This is a genomic window from Streptomyces sp. NPDC048825 (assembly GCF_043198355.1).
Taxonomy (GTDB): Bacteria; Actinomycetota; Actinomycetes; order Streptomycetales; family Streptomycetaceae; genus Streptomyces; species Streptomyces xiangluensis.
In genome coordinates this window covers 110489-130028 of sequence record NZ_JBICUR010000005.1, presented here as the reverse complement: position 1 = coordinate 130028, position 19540 = coordinate 110489, and the positions used below count along the sequence as shown (strand labels likewise).

Below are 19540 nucleotides of genomic sequence, written 5' to 3'. Positions count from 1 at the left end.
CAGCGCCAGCAACTCCTACAGATCGTCTCGGCGGCCGAGGCCCGCTCCGCGCCGTCGAGATGAACCAGCAGGCCGTCGGCAACCTCGGCCGGATCATCGCTTCACTGGGAGGACGACGAAGCTCCCGACGGAGCGGAGGTGCCTGATGCGGGCTGACAACTCCCGCCATATCGTCGCGGCGGCCGGCAACCGCCACGAGTACACCCGGGCCAAGGCGATCAAGGCCCTACGCGAGATCGACGCCGCAGGAACGGTCGTCACCTTCGACATCGTGGCCCGTGCCGCCAGCGTCTCAAGATCTTGGCTCTACACCCAGCCCGACCTGCGAGGCGAGATCGAACGCCTGCGGGCCCATCGACAGCGAGCCTCCGACGCTTCGCTCATCCGACGCCTGGAGGCCGCCAACGAACGCAACCGCCGCCTCACCGAGGAGAACCGCCAGCTCCGAGAACAACTCGCCCACGCGCCCGGCAACCTCCGCGCTGCCAGACTCCAGAGCCCGCCCATTCCGGAGGCCCGCCGCCAAGGTCGAGGTTCGGCAACGATCGGGCCTTGCTGACAGGGCCCTGGCCAGCCTCGTGAGCTGCCTCATGGACACTGTCCTTGCCACATCGCTCCAGGTCGGCGGGGCACAGCATTTCGGAGCTCAAGATGACGATCGCTTCTTGAAGGCCGGCGTCTCCTCGACCTCGAGGGCGAAGGTGTCCGGATGTCAGCCCAGCTTCGTGACGATGTCTGCAACCTGGTCCGGCACCGACAGGAACGGCGAGTGGGAGGCGTCCAGCGCCACCACGGATGTCGAGTTGTCCGGGAAAGCGGCGTCGGCTTCCGTGATGAATCTGCGTTGCACCGCCGGGCGTATCGCCATGTCCTGCGCGCAGGTGACATAGGTTCGCGGAATCGATCCCCAGCCGTCTCGGGTCAGAGTGGTGGCACCCGCCGCGATACCGACCGGGGCATCGGGTGACAGCAGGCCGAGGGCGGCGTCGGCGACGACCGGATCCACGTCACCGAAGAATGCCTGACGCAACTGCTGCCGGTAGGCCGCATCCTCCGACGCGAGGTCGAAACGGAGCGCGCCGATCACGGCGGGGTCGGCACGCAGGGACGGCCCGACGAGTTCGCCCTCGTTGTCGGCCGACTGGATGTACCCTACAGCCGGGACGTCCGAGGCTGGCATGAACGCCGCCAGGTACACCATGTGTCCGACCAGCTCTGGCACTTGCTGGGCCGCACGAGTCAGCACTGTGCCGCCCATGCTGTGGGCCACCACGGTGACCGGACCTCCGCCGCCGACCTGTCTGATCTGCGAGGCGAGAAGCTCGGCCGCTTCGTCCAGGCCGACACCCGCCACCGGAGAGGCCTCCGTGGCGACCGCGTCAGGATCGAAGGGACGCCGAGAGAGGCACTCCGGCCGGCGGGCGTACAGCCCATGTCCTGCCATGTCCACTGCGACTGCTTGGCGACCGGCCGCCGTCACCTTGGCAATGACCTCACTCCAGCACCAGGACCGTGCCAGTAACCGTGCAGGAAGAGCAGGGGTGTAGATGTCATGGCCACTCCTTTGTCTCGGCCGACGCGGCCACGGGCAGGAACGTGCACCCGTGTGAAGGAATCTTCACTAGAGAACAATGCCAGTCAATGTGATCCACAAAAGGACTCGATAAGACCTGTGTCGCCGCTGTGCTGTTTGGCACGCTGGATCTGCTCGTAGACGTGCGCGCGCAGCTCGGCGAAGCGCGCGCTGGACCGGGTGTGCAGCTGGTCGCGCTCGTCGGGCAGATCGATGGCCAGGTCCTCCTGCACCACCGTCGGGGATCTCGACAGGATGATGGTGCGCTGGCCGAGGTAGACCGCCTCGTCGATGTCGTGGGTGACGAACAGGACGGTGACGCCGAGTTCGTGCCACAGGCGCCGGATGAGGTCCTCGAGTTCGGCGCGGGTCTGCGCGTCGACGGCCGCGAAGGGCTCGTCCATGAGCAGGACCTTCGGCTCGTACGCGACGGCGCGGGCGATGGCGACGCGCTGCTGCATGCCGCCGGACAGCTGCCAGGGGTAGGCCTGGTGGGCGTCGCCGAGGCCGACCACCTCCAGGGCGTGGTCCACGAGTTCCCGCTCGCGTGCCTTGCCGAGTTTCTTGCGGCGGAGCGGCAGGGCGACGTTGTCACGGACGTTCATCCAGGCGAACAGGGAACGGCCGTACTCCTGGAAGACGACTGCCATGCCGGGCGGGGGCCCGGCGACCGGCCGGCCCTCCAGGCGCACCTCGCCCCCGGTGGGGGCGAGCAGCCCCGCCATGCATTTCAGCAGGGTGGTCTTGCCGCAGCCCGACGGCCCGACCAGGCACACCAGTTCGCCGGCGTCGATGTGAAAGCTGAGGCTCCGCAACGCCTCCACGTTGCGGTGCCGACCGGTGTAGATCTTCTGCAGATCTCGTACGTCGAGCATCGACGCCTCCTTGGTACAAGGGTCTGGTGGAACGGCCGGTCAGGGATTGCGCTGGGCGCGGCGCAGGCCGTGGTACCAGGCCAGGGCGCGGTTCTCGGCGAATCGGAAGAGCAGGGACAGCAGGAATCCGAGGATGCCGAGCAGTAGGACGCCGCTCCACATCTCGGGGATGGCGAACGAGCGCTGGAACTGCACGATCGTGAAACCCAGGCCGTTGCTGGCGGCGAACATCTCGCTGATGACCATGAGGATGATCCCGATCGACAGGGCCTGGCGCATGCCCGTGACGATCTGCGGGCTCGCCGCGCGCAGCACCAGATGCCGGAGGCGTGCGGCTCCGGTGATGCCGTATGACCGGCAGGTGTCGCTGAGCACCTCGTCCACGGCGCGGACGCCCTCGACGGTGTTGAGCAGGATCGGCCACATGCAGCCGCTCACGATGACGAGCACCTTCATGGTGTCGCCGATGCCCGCGAAGAGGATGATCACCGGCACGAGCACGGGCGGCGGGATGGCCCGGAAGAGTTCGAGGACCGGTTCCAGGACGTCGCGTACGGCCCGCCGCATGCCGATCACCAGGCCGAGTCCCACGCCGACGGCCACGGCGAGGAGGTAGCCGGCCGCGAGGCGCAGCAGGCTCGGTACGACGTCCGACAGCAGCCGCTCCCCCGTCCAGACCTTCCCGAACCTGTCCAGGATGGTGGCCAGCGGCGGGACGTAGAAGTCGGTGCTGTCGGCGGTGGCGTACCACCACACGGCGAAGAGGACCGCGGGCAGGCCCAGAACGAGCAGGACGCGTCGGAGGACGGTGAGTACGGTCATGCGGCCACCTCGATGCGTACGGACTGGTGCCAGTGCAGCGCCCGTCGCTCGACAGCCCGCGCCACCAGGTTGACGGCGACGCCGAGCAGCCCGGTGACCAGGACCAAGGCGTAGACCTGCGGGACGGCCCCGGAGGTCTGCGCGACGGCGATCTCGTGGCCGAGGCCGGGTGCGCCGATGACGAGTTCGGCGGTGACCGCGAGGATCAGCGCCACGGTGGCGGCCAGTCGTACGCCCGTCATCACGTACGGCAGCGCGGTCGGCCACATCACGTGGCGCAGCCGCCCCCAGGTGCCGAGCAGATAGCTGCGGGCGGTGTCGTCCGCGACCGGGTCGACGTCCTGAATGCCGGCCAGGACCTGGACGAGCACCTGCCAGAAGGAGGCGTACACCACGAGGAGCAGCTTCGACCTGAGGTCGGTGCCGTAGAGCAGGACCGCGACGGGGATCAGGGCGACGGACGGGATGGGGCGCAGGAACTCGATGGTGGAGGCGGTCACCGCGCGCAGCACGGGTACGGAGCCGATGACCAGTCCGGCCACCACGCCCGCCACGACGGAGATGGCCAGGCCCAGGCCCCATCCGGTGAGGGTGTCGCCGAGCGCGGTCCAGAACGCCTGCTCGGCGAGCAGCTGCCACAGGGCGCGGACGGTCACCGAGGCCGGCGGGAGGTAGTCGGCCGACACCAGGCCGCTGTGCGGCAGTACTTCGAGCACCGCGACCAGTCCGGCCAGCCCAGCCAGGCCGCGCAGCGGCCCGGCGGCCCGGCCGGGACCGGCACCGGTCCCGGCGGCCTTCGTCTTCATGGTGAGATCTGCTCCGGTCATCGGAACAGGGCCTCCAGGTCCGGCTTCTTGCCGCCGAAGATGCCGTCCTTCTCGCCGAGCGAGGCGAGTACCTTCACGGAGCGCAGATTGATCGTGGCAGGCCAACGAGGCAGGGTGAGCGAATTGGTCAGCTGGCTGGGGATCTTGGTGTAGGTGGAGAGCACCTGGCGCACCTCGTCCGGGTGCTGGTCGGCGTAGGTAAGTGACTTGGTCATCGCCTCCGTGAAGTTCTTGATCAGGCCAGGGTTCTGCGTCGCCAGCTTCGTGGAGGTGAAGTACGCCGCGATGGTGAGGTTGGGGGCGGTCTCGGCGAACGGCGACGCCACGACGCGCCCGCCCTGGGACTTGGCGATCGTCAGGAACGGCTCAGCCATCCAGGCGGCGTCCACCTGGCCGCCGTCCAGTGCGGCTGGCATCTGGTCGAACGGCATTTCCACGAACTGCACCTTGGAGGCGTCGCCGCCGTCCTTGCGCACCGATTCGCGCAGAGTGGTGTCCCCAATGTTCTGCAGGGTGTTGACGGCGACCGTCTTGCCGGCAAGGTCCTTGGCGGACTTGACGGAGCTGGCCTTCCTGACGGTCACCCCGGTGACGTCGGCCCCGACTTTGCTGGTGGAGGTTGCTCCGTTGACCACCGCTTCGACCGGCACGCCCTTGCCTTGGGCGATCATCAGTGAGGTCACGTTGCTGAAACCGAACTGGAACTGACCGCTCACGACACCGGGCACGATCGCGGCGCCGCCCTGCGCGGACTCCATCGTCAGCTCGATGCCCTGGTTGCGGAAGAAGCCCTTCTTCTCTCCCAGGTAGAGGGGCGCCACGTCGACGATCGGGATGATCCCGACCTTGACGTGCGTGGTTTGCGTACCGGCCGACCCCGATGCGTCGCTGCCCGGAGAAGCAGGGGTGGAGGTGCCGCAGGCGGCCGCCGTCGTCACCGTCACCACTGCAATGGCGAGTTCGGCAAGTCGTCTTCGTCTCATCGTGTCTCCTGATGTCTGAGGGATGCTGGGAGGGAGGGCACAGCGCGAACCTCACAGGATCGGGGGCCCGTGCCGCTGTGCCGGGCATGGCTCTGCGGGCCTTGGGGGACTTTCGTGGGACCGGATCCGGTTACGGCAGCACGTTGGGGGTTTTGTGTCACACGGACCTGTTATGGCGACGACGTGTCACGCCGACGGCCAGGGAGGCTGGACCTCTGTGCGCAGTTGGCGCTTGAGCAACTTTCCGCTGGCGTTCTTGGGCAACTGCTCCACGAAGACGATGTGTTTGGGCACCTTGAACCGGGCCAGTCCCTTCTGGCAGTGAGTGACGAGTTCGTCGGCCGAGACCGACTCCTCGTCCCGCAGGACGACCGCGGCGGTGACCGCTTCAATCCACCGTGGGTGCGGCATGCCGAAGACGGCAGCCTCGGCCACGGCCGGGTGCTGGTAGAGGACCTCTTCGACCTCTCGGCTGGCAACGTTCTCCCCGCCCGTCTTGATCATGTCCTTTTTCCGGTCGACGACGGTGAGGTAGCCCTCGTCGTCCATCACACCCAGGTCGCCGCTGTGGAACCAGCCGCCCGCGAACGCGGCTTCGGTGCGCTGCGGGTCGTTCCAGTAGCCGAGCATCGCGTGAGGGCTGCGGTGCACGATCTCGCCGACCACCCCAGGCGGTACCGGCCGGTCGTCGTCGTCGACGACGAGCGTCTCGACGTTCAGGGCGGGGCGGCCGGCCGAGCCCGCCTTGCGGACCTGGTCCTCCGGTTTGAGGACGGTGGCCAGTGGCGCCATCTCGGTCTGTCCGTAGAAGTTGAACAGCCGTACCCCGGGCAGCCGGTCTCCGATCTCCTTGAGTACCTCGACCGGCATGATGGATGCGCCGTAGTAGCCCTTGCGCAGCGAGGACAGGTCGCGCCGGGCGAAGTCGGCGTGGCGCAGCAGTGAGATCCACACGGTCGGCGGGCAGAACAGCTTGGTGGCGCGTTCCGCTTCGACGGTCCGCAGGATCAGCTCGGGGTCGGGGCCGGGCAGCACGATGTTGGTGGCACCGAGGTAGATGCCCGGGGTGAGGAAGCAGTGCAGCTGTGCGCAGTGGTAGAGCGGCAGCGAGTGCACCTCGATGTCCTCGGCGGTCATCTCGCCGTCCATGACGCAGGTGACGTACTGGGCGATCAGACTGCGGGAGGTGAGCATCGCCCCTTTGGGGCGGGACTCGGTGCCGCTGGTGTAGATCAGCTGCGTCAGGTCGTCGTCGGCGATGAAGACGTCCGGAGGCGAGGCATCGCCGTGCGCCATCCAGTCCGCGACGGACTCCCAGCCCGGCTGGGGCTGCGGGCGGTCGGCAGGAATCATGCCTCGCACCCTGACCGTGCCGGTGAGCCCCGCGTCCTCCAGTGCCTGTTCCGCAACCGGCAGCAGGGCGTCCTCAACGATCAGCCCGATCGCGCCGGAATGTTCCAGAACGTAGCCGACCTCGCCCGCGGCCAGCATGAAGTTGACCGGGACGGATGCCGCGCCCAGCCGGGCGAGGGCGAAGTAGACGACCACGAACGCGTGGTTGTTGTGGCTGAACACAGCGATCCGGTCGCCCTTGCCGACACCGCGGGCGGCCAGGGCGTTGGCCGTGCGGTTGACGGTCTCGTCCAACTCGGCATAGGTCTGCCGCAGGCCATGGTGGACGATCGCGGTCTTGTCCGGCACCCGGGCGGCCGAGCGGCGCAGCAGGTCGCTTATCGAGTTGCTTCTGGCGCGAGAGATCCGCCGGGAGAGTTCGTCGTTGAACATCGTTGCTCCGGATCAGGCTCTCGCCAGGGACGTCAGCTCGGCCACCGCTGCATCAAGCGTCGCGGCGAGTTCGTCCGGGCGGGACAGGAACGGCGCATGGTCGGCGTCGAGCGTGTAGGTACGGGTGAGGACTTCGGCCATGGTCTGCTGCACTGGTTCCGGCAGTGAGTTGTCCTGCGTGCAGACGACGTACCCGCTGGGAGTGCTCAGCCATCCGGCCTTTCTGAGGGGCTGGCCGACAGGGGCGGTGGAGGTCGGTACCAGTCGCCGGGCCGCTCGTTCCGCGGTCTCGGGCGGACACGCATTGAAGAAGAGCCGTGCCGGGTCGGCAGGCGTCATCGAGGTGCCGTCGGTGGAGGGGACCCACCACGGCATGGGCTCGCCGCCCAGGGCCGCCAACGGCGACACGCCTGCGGGCAGGACGAAGGCGCAGATGTAGAGCAGTGCTACGACGTTGCTGCTGCCCGCCGCGGCCTCGCTCACCGGAAGTCCGCCGTAGGAGTGCCCGCACAGGACGACCGGGCCGGCTATCCGGGCCAGCGCCGCCTCGACCGCGGCGATGTCGTCGTACAGGTCGCCGCGCGGCCCGGCGGCGCCGACCGAGGGCAGGTCGACCGTGTGGACTGTGAAGCCGCGCTCACGCAGCGGCTCGGTGATCGGGTCCCAGCACCAGGAGCCGAACCAGGCACCGTGAACGAGGAGGAGGTCGGGCTTCACAGGGACGGGCTTGAGGGGGTCGGGCGCGACGTAGTCCGGTGACGACGGGCTCATGCGCTTCTCCTGTCAAAGGTCATGCGGTCGGAAGGCTCGCGGGCGCGGGCAGGGGGTGTGCGTGCGAGGCGACAGGGAGACCGAGCATCGAGCACACGGCCCGGCGGAGCTCGGCGGGCCGGTCGTCGGACCAGCCAGGTGCGCGCCATGCGATGTGCCGGTCCGGACGGACGAGCAGCGCCCCACTGCCGTCGACACCGCGGACGGTGGCCCACTCACCGATGCGATCGGTCCACTCGGCGTCGGAGTCCGTCCGCTCGGCGTCGGCGCCGATGACTCGTACATGGACGGTCGCTGTGGCATCGCCTGCGGTCCGTGCGGCCGCGGCCCATCGTGCGGCGTACCGGGTACCGACGAGCAGCGTGAGGCCGTCCGGGGCGATCAGTTGCTGCACAGACTGTCGGGATCCCTTACGACTGACCCATACGTGAGGGAGATGGTGGCCGGGACGGGTGGTAGGCACGTAGTCGCGCAGCGGGTGCTCCCCGTTGGGTGCGTCGGTGCCGTCGGGCACCAGGGCGCCGGAGGCATAGTGATAGCCGAGTTCCACACCGAGCTGGCTGTAGTCGTCGGCGTTGCTTTCGATCGCTTCGGCCACCGCGGCTCGCTTGGCGGCGCCGCCGGGGGTGTCCGCGAGCCATTCACCCACGGCGTCCCAGCCCTCGGTCTCGGGCAAACCGGCCCGCAGGCCGAGCGCCGCGGCAATGCGTGCGTGCCCGCCCGCGTTACTGAGGCAGTGCCTCACGTTGAACTCGTCCACCGCTAGGCGCTCGGCCTCATAGCTGTCGAGCAGTGCGTCGGATGCCTGTCCAGACAGGACCGCGTCGAGCTTCCAGACGAGGTTGTGCACGTCCTGAACGGCCATGTTCAGCCCCAGGCCGCCGGTCGGCGGATGGCGGTGGGCGGCGTTCCCCGCCAGGAAGACGGGCCCGACCCGCATACGGCGGGCGACGACGCCCTCGAACTCCCAGTGGCTGATGGCATGTACCTGGATGTCGAGGTCGGGGACGCCGAGCATGCGGCGGACGCGGCCAAGGACAGCAGTACGGTCGGTACGGTCGGGGTCGCCGGTGCGGAAGCCGGTGTGCACGGCCCACTCGGCCGAGTCGCGCCCCCAACGGTCGGGGCCCATCGCGCACAGGGCGCCGGCGAAGGTGCCCTGTCCGTCGGGATTGATGAAGTAGCGGAGCAGCACGTTGTCGTCGGTGATCCACTTCGACAGGTCCATGGTGGCGTGCACAGTGACCATGTCGAGCAGCCCGGTGGGGCCGTCCATCTCGACGCCCAGCAGGTCGGCGCAGGTGCGGCCGCCGTCCGCGGCGATGACGTACCGGGCGCGGACCTCGTGGGACCGGCCGCTGTCACGGTCCACGACGGTCGCCACAACCCCTTCGCCCGGACGCCCGCCGGTGGCGGAGAGGGCCGTCAGCTCGTGGTGGAAGCGGATGTTCTCCGGCCCGCACACTTCCTCCGCCCTGGCCCGCAGCAGCGGGTCGAGGCGCAGTTGCGGGACATTGGCGTAACGACACGGGCTGGCCCGGGCGTACCGCTCGGCGTCCGGGCCGCCGCCCCACGCCGGGAGCGCACCGAGCAGCTGCCCGTACGGTGCCTCCGAGCCGGCGAGCGTGGTGTGCCAGGCCACCTTGTGCCAGCGGTCCTCCGACGGGGAGAGGGCGTACACGGCGTCGGCCACGCCCATCTCCGTGAAGATCTCCATGGTGCGCTGGTTGAGCAAGTGCGCCCGAGGCAGCGTCGAGGTGGCCCGGTGCCGCTCGACGAGGAGGACGTCGATTCCCCTGGCCCCGAGCAAAGCGGCCGCACACAGTCCGGCTGGGCCGCCGCCGACGATCAGGACGGTCGGCGCGCGATGTGGATGGCTGCTCATCGGATGGCTCCTTTGCCAAAGCGGGCTGCGCTGCGTGCACCGTAAGACCGCCCATCATTGAATGCAATAGTGACGCCAATAGAGATTCATCGATCCACAGATTGCATTCAATTCTGCATGCGCCTATGGTGAGCGGCGCCAGCCGACCGACGAAGGGACGGCATACCGTGACCGCAAGTAACACCTCACCGGGCTCAGCAACTCCGTCCTCGGCGACGTTGCACGAAGCGGCAGGCCGTATCGGAGCGCTGCCCTCAGCGATCGGCCCCGCCTTCCCGGGTGCCCGCGTCGCAGGACCGGCGTTCCCGGTGGGCTGCCCGCCGGGCGACAACCTGTGGATCCACCGCGCCTTGTACGCCGCCGAACCCGGTGACGTCCTGGTCGTGGACACCGGCGGCGGAACCGAGTTCGGCTACTGGGGAGAGATCCTGAGCACCGCCGCCATCGCCCGCGGGCTCGCGGGACTGGTCATCGACGGCGGTGTGCGGGACCAGGACGCCCTGACCGACCTCGGCCTGCCGGTCTTCTCCACCGGCCTGTGCATCCGCGGCACCGGCAAGGACCACGGCGCCGCCGGTTCGCTGGGCGTCACCGTGCGTGTCGGGGAGGTGTTCGTGAGCCGGGGCGACCTGGTCGTCGGCGACGCGGACGGTGTCGTGGTGATTCCCCAGTCGGACACGGAGGCTGTACTGAAAGCCGCCGTCGAGCGCGACGCCAAGGAAACCGAGCTGATGCGGCGCATCCGGGCCGGCGAGCGCACCCTCGGCCTCTACGGCTGGCACTGACCCTGACCGCCCCGACGCGCACCCTCGTCCGACACGGGAGGACCGTTGACCACATCACGCAGACACACGATCGAGGTACCTGGGCTCCATCACGGCGGCGCCCCGTTCCCGCTCGCGGTCCGGCTCGGGGACCTTCTGGTCTCCAGCGCCGTACACGGCATGGACCCGCTGTCCGGGAAGGTCCCCGACGGGCTCGAAGCCCAGACCGCCGGGGTGTTCGCCAACATCCGCCGGATCCTCGACGCGGCGGGCGCCGCCACCGCTGACATTGCCAAGGTCACAGTCTTCCTCGGTGAGGGACAGGCGCGGCAACCGCTGAACGCCGAGTGGCTGGCGATGTTCCCCGACGAGCGCGACCGGCCGGTACGCCACACCGTGCCCTCGACGCTCCAGCCGCCGCTGCTCATCCAGGCCGAGTTCACCGCAGTAGTGCCCGCCGAACCCTCGCAGGAGCAACCGTGATCATCGACAGCCACGCCCACCTGGTGGCGCCCGACTCCTTTTACGGTCTGTGGACCATGCTGGAGGCCGCAGGCACCTTCCACGGGCGGATTCCGTCCAAGACCGGTGAGGAAGACCTGCTCGCCTCCGCCCGGCGGCAGATCGCGCTGATGGACGAGGTCGGCACCGACGTCCAGCTGACGTCGCCGCGTCCCTTCGTGCTCAAGCACTCCGCCCGGCCCTCGAAGATCGTGCACTGGTGGATCGAGGAGAACAACGACGCCATCGCGACCCAGGTCGCCGCCTATCCCGACCGGCTGCGCGGCGTCTGCGCCCTGCCCCAGGTGGCGGACGAACCGGTCAGTACGGTCTTCGACGAACTGGACCGCAACCTGGAGCGAGGATTCGTCGGCGTCCTGCTCAATCCCGATCCCAGTGAGGGCGCGGGTACCACTCCAGTGATGGGCGACGAGTACTGGTACCCGCTGTACGAACGGCTCGTCGAACGGGACGTACCGGCGCTGCTGCACCCCGCGGCCTGCTACGGCCGTGAGACCTACAGCGAGCACTTCATCAGTGAGGAGAGCCTCGCGATCACCAGCATGATCCGCGCGGGGGTGTTCCGTGACTTCCCCGAGCTGAAGGTGATCGTGCCGCACGGCGGCGGTTCGGTCCCGTACCAACTCGGCCGGTGGATCGCCCACGACCGCGGCATCCTCAGCACACGGCCGGACGACCGCGAGACGTTCCACGAGACACTGCGGCGCTTCTGGTTCGACACCTGCCTGTACACACAGGAAGCCCTGGAGCTGTTGTTCGCCGTGGTCGGTGCGGACCGGGTGCTGTTCGGGACCGAGCGGCCCGGCAGCGGCGGAAGCCTGGAGAACCTCAAGCCGGTCGTCGAGAAGATCCCCGCCCTGTCCGACGACGACCGGCGAGCGGTGTTCGAGGGCAACGCCCTCCAGGTCTACTCACGGCTGAACGGCTGAGGGGGTCCGCGATGGCAAATATCGTCGCCGTGGCCGGCACCTCCCACAGCCCCATGCTCGGCATGGAGCCGGAGAAGATGTGGCGCCTGCGCGCCGAACACGACAAGGCCAACACCGAGTTGTACGACACCGACGGCGTGATACGGCCCTACGCCGAACTGGCCGAGCGCGCGGGCGACCGCTACTTCCCGGAACTCGTCCCGGAGGTCTGGGACCGGAAGTTCGCCCAGGCCGAGGCCGACATCCGCCGGCTCTCCGAGGATCTCGTCTCGCTCGCTCTGGACGCGATCATCATCGTGGGGGACGACCAGGACGAACTCTTCTCCCACCGGAACCTTCCCTCGATCGCGCTTTACCATGGCGCGGAGATGACCACGCACCACCCCATCGACATGGGCCTGGGGCCGCAGATCATCGAGGTCCAGCGCAACCTCGGGATGGACGGTGCGACCTACCCGTGCGATGCCGTACTGGGCAGGCACCTCATCGAGTCCCTGGTGGACCAGGGCTTCGACGTCTCCTCCAGCGACTCCACCCCGGAGGAGACCGGTTTCGGGCACGCGTTCGCCTGGGTCACGGGCAAACTACTCAAGGGCCACCCGGTTCCCGCCGTACCGGTCTTGCTCAACACGTACTTCAAACCCAACCAGCCGACCCCGGCCCGCTGCTTCGACCTCGGGGTGGCCCTGCGCCAGGCCGTCGAATCCGCCCCCGGACATGCCAGGGTGGGCGTCGTCGCCTCCGGCGGGCTCAGCCATTTCGTCGTCGACGCCGAGCTGGACAACACCCTGCTCACCGCGATGACCGATCATGACCGCGCCACCCTGCGCGGCCTGCCCGTCCGCCGACTGGACTCCGGAACGTCGGAGATCCGCAACTGGATCACCGCTGCCGGCGCCGGCAGCCACCTGTCCGCGAAATGGGTCGACTACCTGCCCGCCTACCGCAGCCCCGCAGGCACCGGCATCGGCCTGGCGTTCGGACTGTGGGCATGACCAGCCACGCCCACGCCACCGAGGAGACCGCAGTGAAGACGATCGGCCCGGACAAAGCACTCGCCAGACTGGCGCGGCTGGACGCTTGCGCCGTCTCCGACGCACTGGACAAGCTCGGCCTGCCGGGTGCCGCCCTCGGACTGGCTGCCCTGGCGGCACCGCGCCGGATCACCGGACGCGCGGTCACCATCGACCTCGTGGAGGCCGGCCCGGGCGTCGTGGCCTCCGGCCGCCACCTCGGCACCGCGGCGGTCGACGCCTCCGGTCCCGGCGACGTCATCGTGGTCGCCCACTACGGCAGGACGCACGCGGCCGGTTGGGGAGGCGTACTCTCCGCGGGCGCCAAGCGGAACGCAGTCGCCGGTGTCGTCGTCCACGGCGCCTGCCGCGACGTGGACGAAGCGCGCGAGCTCGACCTCCCGGTGTACGCGACGGCAGGAGTACCAGTCACCGCGCGCGGCCGGGTCCTCGAGCGGGCCTGGAACGTACCCGTCGACATCGCCGGTGTCCCGGTCGCACCCGGTGACCTGGTCATCGCGGACGCCAGTGGTGTCGTCTTCGTACCGGCCGCCCACACCGAGCAGGTGCTTTCCACGGCCGAAGCCATCGCGGCGAAGGAACGGGCGATGGTCGAACGCGTACGGGCTGGCCACCCGATGGCCGATGTGATGTCCGCCGACTACGAAAACATGCTCGACCGCTAGGGAGCCCCAGATGCCGGATTCACCGGAGGCCGCGGCGAAGGCGCTGCGCAACCTCGACACCAGCCACGTCAGCGACGCACTGGACCGCCTGGGCATCGGCGGACAGTGCCTGGGAATCATGCCACTCGACCGTACCTTCCGCCTCGCCGGCCGGGCGTTCACCGTACGGTACGGGCCGGTCGGCACCGACCCCGGTACCGTCGGCGACTACATCGACGACCTGGAGCCCGACAGCCTCGTCGTCCTCGACAACGCCGGCCGCATGGACGCCACGGTCTGGGGCGATCTGCTGACCGCCACCGCCTCGCGGCGCGGGATCGGCGGCACCGTCATCGACGGTGTGTGCCGTGACTCCGACCGCGCGCTGGAACTGGGCTACCCCGTCTACAGCCGGGGCCGCTGGATGCGCACCGGCAAGGACCGGGTCCGCGTCGACGGCTACCAGGTACCCGTCACCATCGGCGGAGTCCGCGTGGAACCTGGCGACCTGCTGCTCGGCGACGCCGACGGCGTCGTGGCCATCCCCGTGGGCCGGGCCGAGGAGGTGATCGCGGCGGCCGAGCAGATCCGCGACGCCGAGAACCGGATCCGGGCCGACGTGGAGCAGGGCGTCCCTCTGGCGAAAGCACGTGCCAGAGCGGGCTACCACACTCTCCAGACCCGCCTGAGCTCAGAGGAATGACTCCCCCTGTTCCGAACCCCGTTGCGGCCGCCCCGGAAGAATGGTTCTTATACTGAGTGCAAAATTGTATCCAGCCGGGGAGTGATCGCGTGGCCGGTCGTAATGGGCGTGCGCTCGTCAAAGAAGGAGCCAGTGCAGAGCGGACGCTGCGCGAACTGCGGAACAAGATCCTTCTCGGCGAACTGCTTCCCGGCGAGCAGATCCGTCAGGAGGAGATCGCCGAGCAGCTGCGGATCAGCCGGGTCCCCGTGCGGGAGGCCCTGAGCGTTCTCGCCAGCGAGGGGCTGCTCACCCACCGCCGCCACCAGGGGTACTTCGTCACCAAACGGTCCCGTGAGGAACTCTCCCAGATCGGCCTCATGCTCACGCTGCTGGAGGAGGAACTCGCGCGCACGATTCCCTGGCCCGACGAGGATTTCATCTTGGAGCTGCGGCTGCTCAATGAGCGCATGGGCGAACTGGTACCCGGCGAGGGATGGGTGGAGATGGTGGCCCTCAACCACGAGTTCCACCTCCGCATCTTCGGCCTCTCGCCACTGAACCTCGTCCTCGATGAGGTAAAACGGCTGTGGACGCTGGCCGATGCCTTCATCGCCATCGACTACGCGACGATGGCCCACCGGCGCCAGACCGTCGCCCAGCATGAGCGGATCATCAAGGCGCTCGCCGCACGCAGCCGCACACGGCTACTGAAGAGCATCAACGACCATCGCAGCAGCACCGGTATCGGCGCCCGATCCGCCATAGGGGACTAGAGGGCGGAACCTCCCCGGAGGGGGCTCGCTGATGCCGGGGCGCACCGACTCCGGCGGTGACTGCCCTCAGCCGGTCTTCGCGATGCGTCGGCCGGGCCGCGACCTCGACTGCATCCTCGACGACCAACTGTGGAAGCCGGGCGCTTTCGAAGGAGCCAAGGGTCTCTACAACTGGCGCCCGCCGCCCCCGCCGTCGTTCCTCCACCCCGAGGACCTTGCCGCCCCTGATGACCGGCGCCCACACCCCGAGCTGAGGAGAGAAGCTGTGACCACAACCCGAACTCCGGAGAACATGTGGATCGACGCCACCGGCGCCTGGGCTGCGCAACGCGAAGCCGGCCCGGACGGCGCCGTCCCGATCCGTCCGGACCAGCATGTCGGATGGCGCAGCATGACCGGACCTCCGGATCCCGGACCGGTCCTGGAACGAGCGTTGCGCTACATCCTGCGACGGCCGAGTGAGAAGACGGCGAAGTGAACCCGCACGGTGTTCGCACGACCCGCGAAGGTGCCGAACTGCAGGTGCTGCTGTCCAGGCCGGACCGGCTCAACGCGCTGCGCACGGCGGACCTCATCGATCTCACCGAAGCGGTCGAGGCGGCGGCCGACGACGACGGCGTACGGGTGGTGCTGCTGGCCGGAGAGGGAAGGGCCTTCTGCTCCGGCGCTGACCTTGCCAGCGTGGTGGACGCGAGCACCGTGGACGCGGCCAACCGGGCGATCCTTGCGCTGCGCCGGATCGGCAAGCCGGTGATAGCGGCCGTGGGCGGGGCCGCGGCAGGGGTGGGCTGTTCTCTGGCATTGGCCTGCGACCTGGTGATCGCGAAACGGTCGGCGTACTTCCTGCTCGCCTTCGCAGACGTGGGGCTGATGCCTGACGGCGGCGCAACCGCGTTGGTACCGGCAGCGGTGGGCCGCGCCCGGGCCATGCGGATGGCCATGCTCGCTGAGCGAATCCCAGCCCAGACGGCCACCGAGTGGGGCCTGATCAGCCAGGTGGTGGACGACGACGTCTTCGACACGGAGGTCGCCTCCGTGACCACACGACTGGCCGCCGGTCCGCCCCTCGCGTACGCGCGGATCAAACGAGCGGTCGACGAGGCAGCGATGCCCGCCCTCGCCCGCGCGCTGGAGATCGAACGCACAGGCCAGGCCGAGCTGCTGCGCAGCAGGGACTACGCCGAGGGCGTCGCCGCTTTCAAGGATCGCCGCAAGCCGAAGTTCACCGGCACCTGAGCGGCCGACGTTGTGCTTGCCGGAAACCTCATCCATGCAGGTGAGGGTCTGTCTGGAGGGCAGGGTACTCGCGCGGCTGGTGGTCGCCCCGGCATGATGGCCGGTCGTGCTGCTTCGACTTGCCTATCTGGCTGTGGCGAACGTGTTCGCCCTGCTGCGGCTGCTGCCGGTGAGCAACCAGGACAAGGACGCGGAGATCCTCGCGCTGCGTCATCAGATCACGGTGCTGGAACGCCAACTCGGCCGGGATCGGGTGCGGTTCGCCCCGAGTGACCGGGTGTTCCTGGCCGCGCTGCTGCACCGGCTCCCGCGCGGTGTGCTGCGCCGGGCACGGCTGCTGGTGCGCCCGGACACTGTGCTGCGCTGGCACCGTGACCTCATCTCGCGCCGCCACGCTGACGTCTCCCGGCCGAAACGCCCGGGGCGGCCGCGCACGGTGCGTTCCGTCCGCCTGCTCATCCTGCGCCTGGCACGGGAGAATCCAGCCTGGGGATACCGGCGCATCCACGGCGAGCTGCTGGTTGTGGGCGTGCAGGTGGCCGCCTCCACTGTGTGGGAGATCCTGAAGGAGGCGGGGATCGACCCGGTACCCGAGCGGGGTTCCAGCACCTGGACGGACTTTCTGCGCTCCCAGGCCGATGCCCTGCCGGCGTGTGACTTCTTCGAAGCGGTCACCCTGTCCGGGGCGCGGCTGTACGTGTTCGCGGTGATCGGGCACGCCGGCCGGCGCATCCGCGTCCTGGGCGCGACGGCGCACCCGACCGCCTCCTGAGTGGTGCAGGCCGCCAGGAGCCTCGTCATGGATCTCGAGGATGTCGGCTGCCGGGCCCGGTTCATGATCCGCGACCGCGACGGGAAGTTTCCCGCCCTGTTCGACACCGTCCTTGAGGATGCGGGGATCGAGGTCGTGCTCAGCGGGATCCGGATGCCGCGGATGAACGCGCTCATGGAACGGTGGGTGCAGACCTGCCGCCGCGAGCTGCTGGACCGCACGCTGGTCTGGAACCAGCGCCACCTGCTCCAGGCCCTGCGCGAGTTCGAGCAGCACTACAACTCCCACCGGCCCCACCAAGGCATCGCAGACGCCCGCCCGCTGCACCCCCTGCCTCCGCCGATCACCGACCCGGACGCTATCGCCCACCTCGACATACGACGACGCGACCGCCTCGGCGGCACCCTCCACGAGTACCAGCATGCGGCCTGACCTGCACGGACGAGATTCTCGGCAAGGACAGTGTCGGTGGGCGTTTTTGACTTCGACGATTACGGCAGCGTCAAGGTGCTTTTCCACCCGGTTGCCGGGGGGCCTATCGTGGCGTTCATCGCTACGCTCGTGATCGTGGGGGTTCGCCGCCGTGGATAACGCCTCTACGGCCCCGGAAGCCCAGCTCGGACACCAGTTGTAGACGCCGGGGTCGACTGACTCGCGGTCGCCGGCCGGGACCCTGGTCCCCTAACGACTGCCGGCTTGGGCGATGCAGTGGGAGAGTGAAGGAGCCTGGAACGCGGCCGGAACAGGGTTGCGGTGGTGACCACCACCTTCACAACGATCAGTCCCGTTCCGCCTCGCGGGAGGCCGCCTGTCCGCTTCTGCGGGAGGTCCGGCGGGTGACTGCGGCTGGTCATGAGCGTGATGGCTGCCCAGATGCGCTCAGCATCACGCAGCGGCTCCTGACCCAGGAGAAGGAGCTACTGACACGGCAGCTGTAGTTCGTGAGGCGTAGGGCGTCGTCGCTGGTCAGTGTGGCGGAGTGGGGTACCTGTGGGCATGGGTACGGCCACCTGCATCGTGATTGTTTGTGACGACGAATCAGAACGCGGTGGCCCGCGAGGTCCGGCCCCGACATGCGGCGTTCGCCGTCGAGGACATCGTCGAGGCCGTGCGGCACGTCCGTGCGGCGGGCGCCGAACTCCTCAGGATTCCGGCGAATTACTGCGACGACCTGGCGGCACCGTACGAATGCCCCGACGGGGAGCTGGAGACGTACCGCGAACTTGGCATTCTCTGCGACCGCGATGAGCAGGCGGGGAGGACGAACAGGGCGGGGAGTTCCGCCGCTGCTACACGGATACGGTCGGGTACGTCTTCTTCGAGATCGTCCAACGGACCGGCGGTTACCGCGGATACGGCGCCGCCAACGCCTTCGTACGCTTCGCCGCCCAACGACGGTAGACCCGTTGGGCGGCGAGGACCAGTGCCTCAGCGGGACACCGGGCGCAACCGCTGTTCCAGGAAGGAGACGACGGTCGGCCACGTCGGAGTCACGGGGCGGGCCGGCGTGCTGTGCCCGTTGCGTGTGGTCTCCTGGTAGGCACCCTGGCGGGTCTCGTCGTCGGTGAGCATGTCCTCCAGAGGCCCGTGCCCGGCTCGTGGGAAGGAGATCAGTCGTGCCTCCTCACCCGCGGCCGCGAGGGCGTCGTAGAGCAGGCGGCTCTGGTGGTACGGCACGAAGGGGTCCTGCTCGCCGTGGAAGATCAGGAACGGCGGGGTGTGCCGCTCGCCGATGTAGGTGAGCGGGTTCGCCGCGACGACCTTGCCAGGGCAGACCGTGATGGTGCAGCCGAGCAGCAGCGACTCGGGTGAGCGGGCGTCGGAGTGGCAGTCCGTCAGCCCGAACGCCGAGTTGAACACCCTGCAGTCGTCCGGCATGTGCGCGTCCATCTGCAGGAAGTCGGTCGGCGGGTAGAACGGCACGGCCGCCTGGACAGCGCTGGACGGCCCGCGCGGGCCGACGTCGCCCTCCAGCTCCGGACGGTCGCCGGTGACCGCGGCCATCGCGGTCGTCCAGCCGCCCGATGAGTCGCCCATGATCGCGACGCGGTGCGGGTCCAGGTTGTACGTTCTGGCGTTCGCGCGCAGCCAGCGGATGGCGCCCTTGATGTCGTACAGCTGCGCCGGGAACTGCGCCTGCCCGCTGGAGCGGATCGCCACGCCCGCGACGGCGAATCCCCGCGGGTTGAGCTGTGCGGCCACCCTGTCGGCGCCGCGGCGTCCGCTGTCGGCCAGCCAGCCCGAGCCGCTGGAGAAGATCACCAGCGGGACCGGCTGCGCGGACCTGGGGACATAGAGGTCCAGCAAGTGGCCTTGAGTGCCGGGCGGTTGGGCGGGTGCGTAGGCGAGGTCCTTGGTGACTTCCACATCGGTCTGCGCCCGGGCGGGGGCTGCGGCCCCCGCAGCCGTGATGAGAACCACGGCTGCGGCGGCCGCCGCCAGTGCCCGAGGGATGCGCCCCGAGCGCAACTGACTCAGGTGTATCCCTGTGCGTAGCTGCATCGTGCCGACTCCTCTTCGAGGGGTTCGTGTGAGCTGAAGCCGAATGGAGCGATGGAACGAACGAGACCGGGAGACCGAACGCCGACTGTCCGATGCGCCCGCGCCGACAGTGGCCGTGACGGGTGCCGGGACCGTGGTGTCTCTCCGGCTGATCCGCC

The 19540-nt window shown here is 68.9% G+C and carries 19 protein-coding genes and 3 pseudogenes; 13 read left to right on the top strand and 9 right to left on the bottom strand.

What is annotated here, in order from left to right; translation table 11 throughout:
• Nucleotides 1–145: 145 nt before the first annotated feature.
• Nucleotides 146–559: a DUF6262 family protein gene (locus ACGFNK_RS14485; RefSeq protein WP_393415740.1), complete on the top strand. Its 414-nt coding sequence runs from the start codon at nt 146–148 to the stop codon at nt 557–559.
• Nucleotides 560–712: 153 nt separating this feature from the next.
• On the opposite strand, the gene ACGFNK_RS14480 is transcribed toward ACGFNK_RS14485, so the two are convergent.
• The 8 genes from ACGFNK_RS14480 to ACGFNK_RS14445 form a co-directional block, all read right to left on the bottom strand.
• Nucleotides 713–1480 (bottom strand): alpha/beta fold hydrolase, encoded by a 768-nt coding sequence (locus ACGFNK_RS14480; RefSeq protein WP_393415738.1) that lies wholly within the window; start codon nt 1478–1480, stop codon nt 713–715.
• Between the two features lie 158 nt (nt 1481–1638).
• Nucleotides 1639–2448: an ABC transporter ATP-binding protein gene (locus ACGFNK_RS14475; protein WP_329231942.1), complete on the bottom strand. Its 810-nt coding sequence runs from the start codon at nt 2446–2448 to the stop codon at nt 1639–1641.
• A 39-nt stretch (nt 2449–2487) separates the two neighbouring features.
• Entirely contained in the window at nt 2488–3270 is a 783-nt protein-coding gene (locus ACGFNK_RS14470; RefSeq protein WP_393415736.1) for an ABC transporter permease, read from the bottom strand.
• On the bottom strand, nt 3267–4076 hold the full coding sequence (locus ACGFNK_RS14465) for an ABC transporter permease (RefSeq protein ID WP_393416261.1): 810 nt from the start codon (nt 4074–4076) through the stop codon (nt 3267–3269). Before ACGFNK_RS14465 ends, ACGFNK_RS14470 begins: the two co-directional genes overlap by 4 nt.
• Nucleotides 4077–4093: 17 nt before the next feature.
• Nucleotides 4094–5080: an ABC transporter substrate-binding protein gene (locus ACGFNK_RS14460; RefSeq protein ID WP_393415733.1), complete on the bottom strand. Its 987-nt coding sequence runs from the start codon at nt 5078–5080 to the stop codon at nt 4094–4096.
• Between the two features lie 186 nt (nt 5081–5266).
• The gene (locus tag ACGFNK_RS14455; RefSeq protein ID WP_365123303.1) at nt 5267–6865 is read right to left on the bottom strand and encodes an acyl-CoA synthetase; all 1599 of its coding nucleotides are present in this window, start codon (nt 6863–6865) and stop codon (nt 5267–5269) included.
• Nucleotides 6866–6877: 12 nt separating this feature from the next.
• Nucleotides 6878–7636, bottom strand: a complete 759-nt coding sequence (locus ACGFNK_RS14450) for an alpha/beta hydrolase (RefSeq protein WP_393415731.1) — start codon at nt 7634–7636, stop codon at nt 6878–6880.
• Between the two features lie 19 nt (nt 7637–7655).
• The gene (locus tag ACGFNK_RS14445; protein ID WP_393415729.1) at nt 7656–9521 is read right to left on the bottom strand and encodes an FAD-dependent monooxygenase; all 1866 of its coding nucleotides are present in this window, start codon (nt 9519–9521) and stop codon (nt 7656–7658) included.
• A 167-nt stretch (nt 9522–9688) separates the two neighbouring features.
• On the opposite strand from ACGFNK_RS14445, the gene ACGFNK_RS14440 reads away from it, so the two are divergent.
• The 12 genes and pseudogenes from ACGFNK_RS14440 to ACGFNK_RS14385 all read left to right on the top strand — a co-directional run.
• Entirely contained in the window at nt 9689–10306 is a 618-nt protein-coding gene (locus tag ACGFNK_RS14440) for an RraA family protein (RefSeq protein WP_393415727.1), read from the top strand.
• A gap of 45 nt (nt 10307–10351) precedes the next feature.
• Nucleotides 10352–10768, top strand: a complete 417-nt coding sequence (locus tag ACGFNK_RS14435; protein ID WP_393415725.1) for a RidA family protein — start codon at nt 10352–10354, stop codon at nt 10766–10768.
• Nucleotides 10765–11736, top strand: coding sequence for an amidohydrolase family protein (locus tag ACGFNK_RS14430; protein ID WP_393415723.1), 972 nt, complete (start codon nt 10765–10767; stop codon nt 11734–11736). Before ACGFNK_RS14435 ends, ACGFNK_RS14430 begins: the two co-directional genes overlap by 4 nt.
• An 11-nt stretch (nt 11737–11747) precedes the next feature.
• On the top strand, nt 11748–12731 hold the full coding sequence (locus ACGFNK_RS14425; protein ID WP_329231924.1) for a hypothetical protein: 984 nt from the start codon (nt 11748–11750) through the stop codon (nt 12729–12731).
• The gene (locus tag ACGFNK_RS14420) at nt 12728–13435 is read left to right on the top strand and encodes a 4-carboxy-4-hydroxy-2-oxoadipate aldolase/oxaloacetate decarboxylase (RefSeq protein ID WP_329231922.1); all 708 of its coding nucleotides are present in this window, start codon (nt 12728–12730) and stop codon (nt 13433–13435) included. Before ACGFNK_RS14425 ends, ACGFNK_RS14420 begins: the two co-directional genes overlap by 4 nt.
• Before the next feature lie 10 nt (nt 13436–13445).
• Complete coding sequence (locus ACGFNK_RS14415; RefSeq protein WP_393415721.1) at nt 13446–14117, top strand: RraA family protein; 672 nt, start codon at nt 13446–13448, stop codon at nt 14115–14117.
• Nucleotides 14118–14206: 89 nt separating this feature from the next.
• Nucleotides 14207–14872 (top strand): GntR family transcriptional regulator, encoded by a 666-nt coding sequence (locus ACGFNK_RS14410; RefSeq protein ID WP_393415719.1) that lies wholly within the window; start codon nt 14207–14209, stop codon nt 14870–14872.
• A gap of 100 nt (nt 14873–14972) precedes the next feature.
• Nucleotides 14973–15126 (top strand): annotated as a pseudogene (locus ACGFNK_RS14405) (dioxygenase); the annotation flags it as partial.
• An 11-nt stretch (nt 15127–15137) separates the two neighbouring features.
• Complete coding sequence (locus tag ACGFNK_RS14400; protein ID WP_393415717.1) at nt 15138–15350, top strand: hypothetical protein; 213 nt, start codon at nt 15138–15140, stop codon at nt 15348–15350.
• A complete protein-coding gene (locus ACGFNK_RS14395; RefSeq protein WP_393415715.1) occupies nt 15347–16108 on the top strand; it encodes an enoyl-CoA hydratase-related protein in 762 nt (253 codons plus the stop codon). Before ACGFNK_RS14400 ends, ACGFNK_RS14395 begins: the two co-directional genes overlap by 4 nt.
• A 106-nt stretch (nt 16109–16214) precedes the next feature.
• A pseudogene (locus ACGFNK_RS14390) lies at nt 16215–17312 on the top strand (integrase core domain-containing protein).
• Between the two features lie 631 nt (nt 17313–17943).
• Nucleotides 17944–18281: pseudogene (locus ACGFNK_RS14385) on the top strand (sugar phosphate isomerase/epimerase and 4-hydroxyphenylpyruvate domain-containing protein); the annotation flags it as partial.
• A 27-nt stretch (nt 18282–18308) separates the two neighbouring features.
• On the opposite strand, the gene ACGFNK_RS14380 reads toward ACGFNK_RS14385, so the two are convergent.
• Entirely contained in the window at nt 18309–19382 is a 1074-nt protein-coding gene (locus ACGFNK_RS14380; protein WP_393415713.1) for an alpha/beta hydrolase fold domain-containing protein, read from the bottom strand.
• Between the last annotated feature and the right edge of the window lie 158 nt (nt 19383–19540).